At 58.9% G+C, this 11,829-nt stretch carries 11 protein-coding genes; 6 read left to right on the top strand and 5 right to left on the bottom strand.

Annotation, left to right across the window (positions count from 1 at the left end; genetic code table 11):
* The 4 genes from CRO87_RS22025 to fepD form a co-directional block, all read right to left on the bottom strand.
* Positions 1-639, bottom strand: a 639-nt coding sequence (locus CRO87_RS22025) for a hypothetical protein (protein ID WP_141398730.1), incomplete at its 3' end; no start/stop codon positions are given.
* A 716-nt stretch (positions 640-1,355) separates the two neighbouring features.
* The gene (gene fepC / locus CRO87_RS22030) at positions 1,356-2,156 is read right to left on the bottom strand and encodes an iron-enterobactin ABC transporter ATP-binding protein (RefSeq protein ID WP_097165025.1); all 801 of its coding nucleotides are present in this window, start codon (positions 2,154-2,156) and stop codon (positions 1,356-1,358) included.
* The gene (gene fepG / locus CRO87_RS22035) at positions 2,153-3,145 is read right to left on the bottom strand and encodes an iron-enterobactin ABC transporter permease (protein WP_097165026.1); all 993 of its coding nucleotides are present in this window, start codon (positions 3,143-3,145) and stop codon (positions 2,153-2,155) included. Before fepG ends, fepC begins: the two co-directional genes overlap by 4 nt.
* Positions 3,142-4,152, bottom strand: coding sequence for a Fe(3+)-siderophore ABC transporter permease (gene fepD / locus CRO87_RS22040; RefSeq protein ID WP_097165027.1), 1,011 nt, complete (start codon positions 4,150-4,152; stop codon positions 3,142-3,144). The genes fepG and fepD overlap by 4 nt, the downstream gene beginning before the upstream one ends.
* 111 nt (positions 4,153-4,263) lie before the next feature.
* On the opposite strand from fepD, the gene entS reads away from it, so the two are divergent.
* Complete coding sequence (gene entS / locus CRO87_RS22045) at positions 4,264-5,514, top strand: enterobactin transporter EntS (protein ID WP_097165028.1); 1,251 nt, start codon at positions 4,264-4,266, stop codon at positions 5,512-5,514.
* 216 nt (positions 5,515-5,730) lie between these two features.
* Here entS and fepB read toward each other — a convergent pair whose 3' ends face one another.
* Entirely contained in the window at positions 5,731-6,690 is a 960-nt protein-coding gene (gene fepB / locus CRO87_RS22050; protein ID WP_097165029.1) for a Fe2+-enterobactin ABC transporter substrate-binding protein, read from the bottom strand.
* A 175-nt stretch (positions 6,691-6,865) separates the two neighbouring features.
* Between fepB and entC the strand changes: the two genes are divergently transcribed.
* From entC to entH, 5 genes are read left to right on the top strand one after another with little or no spacing between them, the layout of a single operon-like run.
* Positions 6,866-8,041, top strand: a complete 1,176-nt coding sequence (gene entC, locus CRO87_RS22055; RefSeq protein ID WP_097165034.1) for an isochorismate synthase EntC — start codon at positions 6,866-6,868, stop codon at positions 8,039-8,041.
* A gap of 9 nt (positions 8,042-8,050) precedes the next feature.
* Positions 8,051-9,661 carry a (2,3-dihydroxybenzoyl)adenylate synthase EntE gene (entE, locus tag CRO87_RS22060; RefSeq protein ID WP_097165030.1) on the top strand — a complete coding sequence of 537 codons (1,611 nt, stop codon included), beginning with the start codon at positions 8,051-8,053 and terminating at the stop codon, positions 9,659-9,661.
* Positions 9,662-9,672: 11 nt separating this feature from the next.
* Positions 9,673-10,524 carry an isochorismatase gene (locus CRO87_RS22065; RefSeq protein WP_097165031.1) on the top strand — a complete coding sequence of 284 codons (852 nt, stop codon included), beginning with the start codon at positions 9,673-9,675 and terminating at the stop codon, positions 10,522-10,524.
* A complete protein-coding gene (gene entA, locus CRO87_RS22070; RefSeq protein WP_097165032.1) occupies positions 10,524-11,279 on the top strand; it encodes a 2,3-dihydro-2,3-dihydroxybenzoate dehydrogenase EntA in 756 nt (251 codons plus the stop codon). The genes CRO87_RS22065 and entA overlap by 1 nt, the downstream gene beginning before the upstream one ends.
* Complete coding sequence (gene entH / locus CRO87_RS22075) at positions 11,279-11,692, top strand: proofreading thioesterase EntH (protein WP_097165033.1); 414 nt, start codon at positions 11,279-11,281, stop codon at positions 11,690-11,692. The genes entA and entH overlap by 1 nt, the downstream gene beginning before the upstream one ends.
* Positions 11,693-11,829: the final 137 nt, after the last annotated feature.

Genomic DNA, 11,829 nt, shown 5'->3' on the forward strand with positions numbered 1-11,829 from the left:
CGCCTGCGTGGCCTGGAGCTTATTATCGACCGCAGTATTAATCTGCTCCTGATTTTGGGCACGCGTGTCAGCGTCGTGCTCAACCTGTCCGATATATTTTGTGTTGTCGGCAATAGTCGCCGCGTTATGATCGATATCCTGCGTTTGTTTATTGTCGAGCGCCTGCGTGGTCTGGAGCTTATTGTCGACAGTCGTATTGATTTGCTCCTGATTGTGGGCGTCGAGCAAGGCCTGCTGTATATCGGCCTGGCGCTGCCTCTCGGCCGCTTGTTCAATTTGCTCTTGCTTGTGAAGATTGAGTTCGTCGATCTCTTGTTGGTTTTGAGGCACCTGGGTACTGTTTCCCTGCTGCTGTGTCTCAGAAGGGTTCTGAGGCGCAACTGGCTTATCATCAGAGAAATCTAAGAGGGGAAGGCCGACATTTTTCGTTCCATTCCAGTAAGTATTTCCTTTCAGATAATCTTCGATAGATTGCAGGTTATCCATCCCGCGAATTGCCTGAATCTTATCGGACGGGATTGAAGGATTCTTAAGAATATAATTATCGACGATATTCTGGTCTGTGCTGCTGAGGTCCGCACGCACCACGCTGGAGAAAGCTGAAGCTATCATCAGTACTGCAATTACATTTTTTCTCATTATTTATTAACCGGTATGTGATGTCGAAAAGGCTAAATGCATAATCAACAAAGTGATTGATGTGCATTCGTATTGGCATCATGCCCGCTGCGTTTAGCCTGAATTAATGAAGGCCAGACGACATTGCTACAGTCCACTCCATGTCATGGTTTTGATACCGCGCAACTGGATTAATCCTGATGTCAGGGCTGGTCCAATATCGGTGGCGAATAATACTGCGAACATTTATTTTTTCAATCCATTCAATTTTTTGGTAACTGATTGAAATATAATAATTAAAAATAATTTTATATTTTGCCGTGAAAATTAATTGTGGTTTTATTTGGGGGCTTATTGGAAATGCATAATAAAATGTAAGGCTGGCTGTTTTATTGTTGTTTTAATTTTATTGCTGGAATGTTTTTTAAATTGGTGTTGCTTCTGCTGCTAACTATTTTTTGCTTGTTATATTAGTGATTTTAATGTTTGGTGAATTGGGTGGTTTCAATTGAAAGTGAACGATTTGTTCAGGAAGGTGTATCAGAGAAAAACAATCGATAATAAATCGGGTTTATCCGTGGTTTATGAATTTAAGATTCTGGTTTTGATCTTAGTTTTGGTTGTTTTCATTTTAATTAAATTGTCTTCTGGGTTTTTATTCTGTCAGGAGTTCCTTAAGTGAAGTTTAATAAAAGGATCATGGTGCTCCGCAAACACAACGCCTGTAATGGATAAGGTTACCCGCCATTTCTCCCCAACGGCACTACCAGCGGCGTGCCCGCCACCGGGTCTTCAATGATCAGGCAGCGCAGGCCATAGATTTTTTCAATGAGCTCTGCCGTCACAATCTCTTTTGGTGCGCCCTCAGCCACGATTTTCCCTTCTCGCAGGGCGATCAGGTGCGTGGCATAACGGCAGGCCTGGTTAAGGTCGTGCAGCACGGCAGCCAGGGTATAACCTTTCTCCCGATTGAGTTCGCTCAGCAGCTCCAGCAGATCGATTTGGTGGCTTATGTCGAGCCAGGTGGTCGGCTCGTCCAGCAGCATGATTGCCGTTTCCTGTGCCAACACCATTGCAATCCAGGCCCGTTGGCGCTGGCCGCCGGAGAGCGTGTCCACGCTCTGATTCGCAAGCTCCGTCACGCCCGTTGCCTGCATGGCGCGGTGGACCGCGTCGTCATCCTCTTTGCGCCAGCGAGTGAACAGCGGCTGATGAGGATAGCGCCCGCGAGACACCAGCTCCTGTACGGTGATGTCGCCCGGCGTCGTGGCGTTCTGCGCCAGCAGGCCAATGCGGCGGGCCACTTCTTTGCTGTTGAAGCGCTGAATGTGTTCGCCATCCAGCAACACTTGCCCGTGCTGCGGCGTCATCAGGCGGCTTAGCGCGCGCAGAAGCGTTGATTTCCCGCAGCCGTTGGGTCCGATAATGGCGGTGAAATGACCCTCTGGAATGGCGACGTGAAGATCTTCGACGATAATTTTTTTGCCGTAGCCGAGCGTCAGGTGTTCGCCGTAAAGACGGGAGGAAAGGGCGGTCATTTTTTACGGGACTCCTGAATAAGCAGGGCAATAAGATAAAGACCGCCGAGGCTGACGGTGACCACACCCACCGGAAGCAGGTAAGGTATAAACAGCTGCTGTGCGGCAAAATCTGCGAGCGCAAGCAGCAATGCGCCGCACAGCGCAGATTGGGTCAAGCCCCAGCGTGCCGTGCCGCTCAGGCGGCGGGCGATGTGCGGGGCAACCAGCGCGATGAAGGAAATGGGACCGGCAAGCGCGGTGGAGGCGGCCGTGAGCACCACGGCAACCAGCATCAGCAGTAAGCGGGAGCTTTCAACGCGAACGCCTAACGCACAGGCGCTGTCGTCGCCCATCTCCAGCAGCCGTAACCGCCGGATGAGCAGTGCAGAGCAAACCAACATGACCAGCAGAATTGGCGCCGACGGGTAGAGCTTCGCCCACGTCACGCCGTTGAGCGACCCGGCAAACCACAGCCCCGCCGACTGGGCGGTTTCCAGCGTGGCGCGCAGCAGCAGCCAGGTGTTGAAGGCCATCAGCATCGCGCGGATGCCGATACCGATAATGATCAGCCTGAAGGTGTCAATGCCGTTGCGCCACGCCAGCAGCCAGACCAGCAGCGAAGTGACAATCCCGCCCGCCATCGCCGCGAAGGCAATTGCCGTCTGATGCTGACCGAACAGCACCATCGCCACCAGCACGCCGCTCCATGCCCCGGTGTTGAAGCCCATCACGTCCGGGCTGCCAAGCGGGTTACGCATCAGCGACTGGAAAATCGCGCCGCTGACGCCAAGGGACGCGCCAACCAACAGCGCCATCAGCACGCGCGGCAGCCGCCATTCGGTGACTACCATCGTTACGTTGCGCGGAGCATCGCCCGTCAGGGCAGAAATTACCTGTGATACGTCCAGGGTGACCGCACCGCTGCGCAGGCTCCACAGGGTAATGAACAAAGACGCTAGCGTGAGGAATCCGCAGCTCAGCAGCAAGCGGCGAGAAGGCGCAGTCATGCGGCACCTCCGCGCGACGGCTGGCGGCGAACCAGCCAGATAAGCACCGGCGCGCCGATGAAAGCGCTGACTACCGACACGCGCAGCTCGCCTGGCACCAGCAGACGTCCGGCAATATCGGCAAAGAGCAGCAGGGCAGGGGTGGCGATCAGCGTGACCGGCAGCGACCAGCGGTGATCGCCGCCGACCAGCCAGCGTGAAATGTGAGGCATCATCAGACCGATAAAGGCAATGGGCCCCACCAGCGCAGTGGCGCAGCCGCTCAGCACGGTGATGGTCAGCAAACCGAGTATTTGCGTGCGTGCGACTTTATTGCCGAGCGCGGTGGCGGTATCTGCGCCGAGGCTCAGGCTGTTCAGCGAGCGGCTCAGACCCAGCGCCACCGCCGCGGCAATAGTGACCGGGCCCAGCACCACCTTCAGCGTTTCCAGCGAGCGGATATCCAGCGAACCGGCCTGCCAGAAGCGCAGCTGGTCGTAAACATCGGGGTTGAGCAGGGCGATGCCGTTGGATAACCCTTCCAGCACCGCGCCAAGCGCGACGCCCGCCAGCGTCAGGCGAACCGGGCTGAGCTGGCCACCGCCCTGGCTGCCGGTAAAGGCGACGAGCAGAGAGGCAATGAGTGCGCCAGAGAAGGCGAGAAGAAGCTGCTCCTGCGGCAGCGTCAGGCCAAACAGCGCTGCGCCCAGCACGATAGCGAAGCTCGCACCGGCGTTTACGCCAAGAATACCGGGGTCGGCGAGAGGGTTGCGGGTCAGGGTTTGCATCAGCGCGCCTGCGAGCCCCAGCGCGCCACCCGCCAGCAGCCCGGCGAGGGTACGCGGAAGGCGGGCATCCAGAATTATGGTGCAATCTGCGCTGCGGCAGGTGCCGGACAGGGCATCTGTGACCACGCTTAACGGCAGCGGCTTCGCGCCAATCAGCAGGCTGAGTGCACAGGCAGCGACGAGCAGAATGAGCAGTCCGGGCACGGCGACGGGGCGCAGCGCGGCGGGAGAAAACGACATAGCAACGTCCATGATGTGATAATGATAGTAATTATCGTTCTCGATCTTATTCGCCTATGTTAGCATGTGCGGCCACGGAAATGGTACCGAAAGTTCGTTGAAGGCCCTGTGATGCAAAGACAATCCTGGCTGTTGAACCTCAGCCTGCTCAAGACTCACCCGGCGTTTCGCGCCGTCTTTATCGCCCGCTTTATCTCGATTCTCTCCCTTGGCCTGCTCGGCGTTGCCGTGCCGGTTCAGATTCAGGCGCTGACCCACTCTACCTGGCACGTCGGCCTGGCGGTGACGCTCACCGGCGGGGCGATGTTTATCGGTCTGATGCTCGGCGGCGTGCTGGCCGACCGCTTTGAGCGCAAGAAGCTGATCCTTCTGGCGCGCGGGACCTGCGGTCTGGGCTTTCTCGGCCTGTGGTTGAACGCGCTACTGCCGGAGCCATCGCTGCTGGCGATTTACCTGCTTGGCGTCTGGGACGGGCTGTTTGCTTCGATTGGCGTGACTGCGTTACTGGCGGCGACGCCTGTGCTGGTCGGGCGTGAAAACCTGATGCAGGCCGGGGCGATCACCATGCTGACGGTACGCCTGGGTTCGGTGATTTCACCGATGGTCGGCGGCCTGCTGCTGGCGAGCGGTGGCTTCGCCTGGAACTACCTGCTGGCGGCCATTGGCACTTTTATCACTACGCTGACTCTCCTGCGTTTGCCGCAGCTTCCACCTCCGCCACAGCCGCGCGAACATCCGTTTACGTCGCTGATGGCGGGGCTGCGCTTCCTGTTCAGCAATCCGCTGATTGGCGGCATTGCGCTGCTCGGCGGTCTGTTGACGATGGCAAGCGCGGTGCGCGTGCTCTATCCGGCGCTGGCGGCAGGGTGGCAGATGTCGGCGGCGCAAATCGGCCTGCTGTACGCGGCGATCCCACTCGGCGCAGCCTTTGGCGCACTGACGAGCGGCAACCTGGCCCGCAGCGAGAAGCCAGGGCAAATCATGTTGCTCTGCACTGTCGGATCCTTTATCGCCATAGGCGTGTTCAGCCTGATGCCCGCCTGGGCCCTGGGAGCGCTGTGCCTGGCGCTGTTTGGCTGGCTGAGTGCGATAAGTTCGCTGCTGCAGTACACCCTGATTCAGACGCAAACCCCGGAAGTGATGCTTGGGCGAATTAACGGCCTGTGGACCGCACAAAACGTCACGGGCGATGCAATTGGCGCTGCGCTGCTCGGCGGCGTTGGCGCGATGCTGACACCAGCAGCGGCGGCAAGCATGAGCGGCTGGGTATTGGCCGCAATCGGCGTGGCGCTGGTGGTGTTGCTGGGCGAGCTGCGCCGGTTCCGTCAGGCTCCGGTGCAGGTGGAAGAGGTCCGGACATAAATTTGGTTGTTACCCTCTCCCCGGCCCTCTCCCAAAGGGAGAGGGAGAAAATCAAAGTCAGCACGAAACGTTTCCCTCTCCGTAAGTGAGAGGGAGAAAGTCAAAACGCTGCACTAATTAGTTTCTCTCACGCCGAGGGAGGGAGCAAGGTAAAACGCTGCACGAAATAGTTCCCTCTCCCCACGGGAGAGGGTCAGGGAGAGGGGATGCACAGACTTAGCCGAAAAGCTTCCCAAGCCGCTCCAGCACCCGCATCGCGCTGTAATAGTCGAGACGGAAGGTTTCGGTACCCAGCGCATAAACGCGCTTGTTTTGCACCGCTTCAAGGTGCGACAGCAGCGGATTGGCTTCGATGGCGTCGGTGTCCTTCTGATCACCCGCGAAAACAAACAGCGACTTCCCGTTCAGGCCCGTCGCCAGGTTTTCGCCGCCAAGCTGAATAATGTCGTGACGTTTTCCCTGGCTCTGGCTGGTGTGCAGCCCGGCAGGCAGAGGAGCGAGGGTGAAGCCGAGCTGTTCGAGCAATTTGCCCTGCGCGGACTCTGGCGTCCACAGGTTGGCGCTGTGGGCGGCGGCGGTGTAAACCAGCGCGCTGACCGGCTGCGGCGGCAGCTTCATCTGTTGCTTAACCTTCGCCATCTGGCTGTCAAATTCGGCGATGCGCTGAGCCGCCTGCTTCTCCTGACCGGTAATTTGACCCAGCTGCGTCAGCAGGCTCTGCCAGCTCTGGGAGTCATAGTTGATGATAAGCGTCGGCGCGATGGTCGAGAGCTGATCGTAAAGCGCCAGTGCGGAATCGCCGCCGGTGGCGCTGATAAGGATCAGGTCAGGCATTTGTGCCGCAACGGCTTCGGCATTTGGCTCACCGATGTACAGCCGGGCGACGTGACGCTGCTTAGCAATATCGCCCCACTGGCGCAGAAAACCCTGGCCATCCGCGACGCGGTTGTTTGGCGTGGTTGCCCCACTGGCGATAACCGGCGCATCAATTGCCAGCAGTGAACCGGTGAGGGTGACACTGGTGGAAACAATGCGCAGCGGCTTGTGTTCAAGCTGATGCGCGCCGCGGCTATCGGTGACGTCCCGTGGCCAGTCGGCAGCGTAAGCTGAGGATAATCCTAAAAGGCAAAGCCCGCTGACAAGCAGGGTGTTGCGGAATAAAGCGGGGAATTTCACGACGTCAAAGTCCTGTTTAGTGGATGTTAATGAATCTCATTTTCACTTCACTGCTCTTCAGATGCAAGTCGGATGATGCGTCTGAAGTTGACAAGGAGCAGTTTTACTTTTAGCTTACCGAACCAAAATATAAATGATAATTATTCTTAATATCTTTATCGTTTTGGAGGATGATATGGAAACGTCACTGGCTGAGGCCGTGCAGGAAATCGCACCAACGCTGTCTCCCGACAGCTTTTTCTTTATGTCGCCGTACCGCAGTTTCACCACCACGGGCTGCTTCCGCAGCATTTCGCAGCCGGTAGAAGGCGGGGACGATTTAGCGGGTGAGTTTCAACAAACCCTCGCGAAAGCCTTTGCCGACGCCAAAGCCGCTGGCATCCAGCGTCCTCTGCTGGTTGGCGCCATCCCGTTTGATACCACGCAGCCTTCCGCGCTGTTTATTCCACAGCACAGCGAAACCTTCTCCCGCACGGCAAGGCAGCACTCTGCGCCTTACGCCGCCAGCCTGAAGCCGATGCAGGTGCAGGCGCGTCAGGAAATTCCTGAGCAGGATGTGTTTATGGCGATGGTGGAACGCGCCGCGACGCTGACCGCCACGCCGGAAGTGGATAAAGTGGTGCTCTCGCGCCTCATTGAGCTCACCACTGATACTAACGTGGATACCGGTGCGCTGCTGGAGCGCCTCATTGCGCAGAACCCGGCAAGCTTTAACTTCCACGTGCCGCTGCCGGACGGCGGGGTGCTTCTCGGTGCCAGTCCTGAGCTGCTGCTACGCAAAGACGGCCCGCACTTCAGTTCACTGCCGCTCGCGGGTTCCGCCCGTCGTCAGCCGGACAGCGTGCTGGACCGGGAAGCGGGCAACCGCCTGCTGGCCTCGCAGAAAGACCGCCATGAGCACGACCTGGTGACTCAGGCGATGAAGAGCGTACTGACGCCGCGCAGTGATTCACTCTCTTTGCCGTCCTCCCCGCAGCTCATTACCACGCCAACGCTCTGGCATCTGGCGACGCCAATTGAAGGCGAGGCGAAAGCGGGCGAGAACGCATTGTCACTGGCCTGCCTGCTGCATCCAACGCCTGCGCTGAGCGGGTTCCCGCACGACGTGGCGAAGCGTCTGATTGCCGAACTCGAGCCGTTCGACCGCGAGCTGTTCGGCGGCATCGTTGGCTGGTGCGACGCGGAAGGCAATGGTGAGTGGGTGGTGACTATCCGCTGCGCAAAAGTACGCGCCAACCACATCCGCCTGTTTGCCGGGGCGGGCATTGTGCCTGCTTCATCGCCGCTCGGCGAATGGCGTGAAACCGGCGTCAAGCTGACCACCATGCTGAACGTATTTGGCCTCAATTAAGGAGTGATGATGAGCGTTGCTTTTACGCCATGGCCGGACGACCTCGCGGCCCGATACCGTGAAAAGGGCTACTGGCAGGATCTGCCGCTGACCGACATGCTAACGCGCCACGCGGACAGCGACGCGGTGGCGGTCATTGATGGCGATCGCCAGTTCAGCTATCGCGAACTGAACAGACTCGTGGATAACCTTGCGTCCTCTTTGCAGCGCCAGGGGCTGAAAACGGGCGAAACCGCGCTGGTGCACCTGGGCAACGTGACGGAGTTTTACGTCACGCTGTTTGCGCTGCTGCGCATCGGCGTCGCGCCGGTAAATGCGCTGTTCAGCCATCAGCGCAGTGAGCTTCACGCCTACGCCGCGCAGATTGAACCGACACTGCTGATTGCAGACCGCGCTCATGCGCTGTTTGCCGACGATAGCTTCCTCAACGCTTTTGTTGATGAGCACCGCTCGGTGCGCGTGGTGCTGCTGAACAATGAAGGTGGTGAGCACAGCCTGGCGGCGGCGATGGCAGCCCCGGCAGATAACTTTGTGCCGTCGCCAACGGATGCCGGAGAAGTGGCCTTCTTCCAGCTTTCCGGCGGCAGTACGGGCACGCCGAAGCTTATCCCTCGCACCCATAACGATTACTCCTACAGCATTCGTCGCAGCAATGAGATCTGCCACTTCAACGAACGCACGCGCTACCTCTGCGCTTTGCCCGCCGCGCACAACTACGCCATGAGTTCACCGGGCGCGCTCGGTGTGTTCCTCGCAGGTGGCAGCGTGGTGTTAGCTGCTGACCCGAGCGCCACGCTCTGCTTCCCGCTTATCGAACAGCATCAGATTACGGTTGCCGCCCTGGTCCCGCCTGCGGTGAGCCTGTGGTTACAGGAAATCCAGGCCTGCGGCAGCAACGCCCAGCTGGCCTCACTCACTTTGTTGCAGGTGGGCGGCGCACGCCTCTCCGCCACGCTCGCGGCCCGTATTCCGGCAGAAATTGGCTGTCAGCTTCAGCAGGTCTTTGGCATGGCGGAAGGGCTGGTGAACTACACCCGTCTGGACGATTCGGCTGAGCGCATCATTAACACTCAGGGCTGCCCGATGTCACCGGACGATGAAGTCTGGGTGGCGGATGCCGACGGTAACCCACTGCCGCGCGGCGAAGTCGGGCGACTGATGACCCGTGGGCCGTACACCTTCCGCGGCTATTACAAAAGCCCACAGCACAATGCCAGCGCCTTTGACGCCAACGGCTTTTACGGCTCGGGCGATCTGATCTCCATCGACGAGGACGGCTACATCACCGTTCAGGGGCGTGAGAAAGATCAGATCAATCGCGGCGGCGAAAAGATCGCGGCGGAAGAAATTGAAAACCTGCTGCTGCGACACGAAGCGGTGGTCCATGCCGCACTCGTGAGCATGGAAGACAGTCTGCTCGGCGAGAAAAGCTGCGCATACCTGGTGGTGAAAGAACCGCTGCGGGCCGTGGCCGTGCGCCGCTTCCTGCGTGAGCAGGGCGTAGCTGAATTTAAACTGCCGGATCGCGTGGAGTGCGTGGACGCACTGCCGCTGACGCCGGTCGGGAAAGTCGATAAAAAACAATTGCGTCAGTGGATCGCCGATCGCGCCCTGGCCTGAAGGAGAAGAGTATGGCAATTCCAAAACTGCAGGCCTACGCGCTGCCAACCGCCGCAGATATTCCGGCCAACAAAGTCGACTGGGCATTCGAACCCGCGCGCGCGGCGCTGCTGATCCACGATATGCAGGAGTATTTCCTCAACTTCTGGGGCGAGAACAGCGAGATGATGGCGACCGTAGTGGCAAACATCAAAGCCCTGCGCGACTTTGCCAAAAAGCACAACATTCCCGTGTACTACACCGCACAGCCGAAAGAGCAGAGTGATGAAGACCGGGCGCTGCTGAACGACATGTGGGGACCAGGTCTGACCAAATCGCCGGAGCAGCAGCGCGTGATTGCCGCGCTCGCGCCGGACGAGGCGGATACCGTGCTGGTGAAGTGGCGCTACAGCGCGTTTCACCGCTCGCCGCTGGAGGAGATGCTCAAGGAAACCGGGCGTGACCAACTGATCATTACTGGCGTCTATGCGCACATCGGCTGCATGACCACGGCAACAGATGCGTTTATGCGCGATATCAAACCGTTCTTCGTGGCGGATGCGCTGGCCGATTTCAGCCGCGAAGAACATTTAATGTCGCTGAAATACGTGGCTGGCCGCTCCGGGCGCGTGGCGATGACCGAAGAACTGCTGCCGCTGCCTGCCTCCAAAGCAGCGCTGCGGGCGGTTATCCTGCCGCTGCTGGATGAGTCTGACGAACCGCTCGATGACGAAAACCTGATTGACTACGGCCTGGATTCGGTGCGGATGATGGCGCTGGCGGCGCGCTGGCGCAAAGTGCATGGCGACATTGATTTCGTGATGCTGGCAAAAAATCCAACCCTCGACGCCTGGTGGGCGCTGCTCTCCCGCGAGGTGAAGTGATGGCCGGATTCGATTTTCACGGCAAAACCGTCTGGGTGACGGGCGCGGGAAAAGGCATCGGCTATGCTACGGCGCTGGCGTTCGTTGAGGCAGGGGCGAACGTCACCGGTTTCGATCTGGCTTTCAACAAGTCGGACTACCCGTTTACTACGGTAGAGATGGACGTGGCGGATACTCAGCAGGTGCTGCTGGTTTGCGCCCCGCTGTTACAGGATTTAACGCGTCTCGATGTGCTGGTGAATGCTGCCGGGATTTTGCGCATGGGCGCTACGGACGAGCTGAGCCTTATCGACTGGCAGCAGACGTTTGCCGTCAACGTGGGCGGCGCGTTCAATCTGTTCCAGCAGACGATGGCGAAGTTCCGTGCGCAGCAGGGCGGGGCGATTGTGACCGTCGCGTCGGATGCGGCGCATGCGCCGCGTATTGGCATGAGCGCTTATGGCGCTTCGAAGGCGGCGCTGAAAAGCCTGGCGCTGACCGTCGGACTGGAGCTGGCGGCAAGCGGCGTGCGCTGTAACCTGGTGTCGCCGGGTTCAACGGATACCGACATGCAGCGCACGCTGTGGGTCAGCGACGACGCGGAGCAGCAGCGCATTCGTGGGTGTGGCGAGCAGTTCAAGCTTGGCATTCCACTCGGTAAAATTGCCCGTCCGCAGGAAATTGCGAGCACCATTCTGTTTCTCGCTTCCGACTCCTCCAGCCACATCACGTTGCAGGACATCGTGGTGGACGGCGGCTCAACGCTGGGGGCGTGATGATCTGGATTCGTCATTTAACGCTTGATGCCCTGAATGCCACCAGCGAGGCGACGATGGTGGCCCATCTCGGCATCGTCTATACCCGCCTGGGCGACGATACGCTGGAAGCCGAAATGCCCGTCGACGCCCGCACGCATCAGCCGTTTGGCCTGCTGCACGGCGGCGCATCCGCGGCGCTGGCGGAGACGCTTGGTTCGATGGCGGGTTACCTGATGACCCGCGAAGGCCAGTGCGTCGTCGGCACTGAGCTGAACGCCACGCACCACCGCGCGGTATCCCAGGGCAAAGTGCGCGGCGTGTGCCAGCCGCTCCACTTAGGCAAGCAAACGCAAAGCTGGGAAATCGTGGTGTTCGACGAACAGGGGCGGCGCTGCTGCACCTGCCGGTTGAGTACAATGGTTTTGGGTTAACGTGTGGGAGATCCCCTCTCCCTAACCCTCTCCCGCAGGGAGAGGGAACCGATTGTGCTCGCTTTTCTTCCTTACCCTGAAGGGAGAGGGAACTGACATATACGCTCTGCCTTTCTCCTTCTCCCGTGGGGAGAGGG

This window comes from Enterobacter sp. CC120223-11, from assembly GCF_900215375.1.
Lineage (GTDB): Bacteria > Pseudomonadota > Gammaproteobacteria > Enterobacterales > Enterobacteriaceae > Scandinavium.

Bases quoted from the DNA above. Each gene is read 5' to 3' on its own strand.
- fepC (WP_097165025.1), bottom strand. From the start codon at position 2,156: ATGACCGCCCTTTCCTCCCGTCTTTACGGCGAACACCTGACGCTCGGC.
- fepG (WP_097165026.1), bottom strand. From the start codon at position 3,145: ATGACTGCGCCTTCTCGCCGCTTGCTGCTGAGCTGCGGATTCCTCACG.
- fepD (WP_097165027.1), bottom strand. From the start codon at position 4,152: ATGTCGTTTTCTCCCGCCGCGCTGCGCCCCGTCGCCGTGCCCGGACTG.
- entS (WP_097165028.1), top strand. From the start codon at position 4,264: ATGCAAAGACAATCCTGGCTGTTGAACCTCAGCCTGCTCAAGACTCAC.
- entC (WP_097165034.1), top strand. From the start codon at position 6,866: ATGGAAACGTCACTGGCTGAGGCCGTGCAGGAAATCGCACCAACGCTG.
- entE (WP_097165030.1), top strand. From the start codon at position 8,051: ATGAGCGTTGCTTTTACGCCATGGCCGGACGACCTCGCGGCCCGATAC.
- CRO87_RS22065 (WP_097165031.1), top strand. From the start codon at position 9,673: ATGGCAATTCCAAAACTGCAGGCCTACGCGCTGCCAACCGCCGCAGAT.
- entA (WP_097165032.1), top strand. From the start codon at position 10,524: ATGGCCGGATTCGATTTTCACGGCAAAACCGTCTGGGTGACGGGCGCG.
- entH (WP_097165033.1), top strand. From the start codon at position 11,279: ATGATCTGGATTCGTCATTTAACGCTTGATGCCCTGAATGCCACCAGC.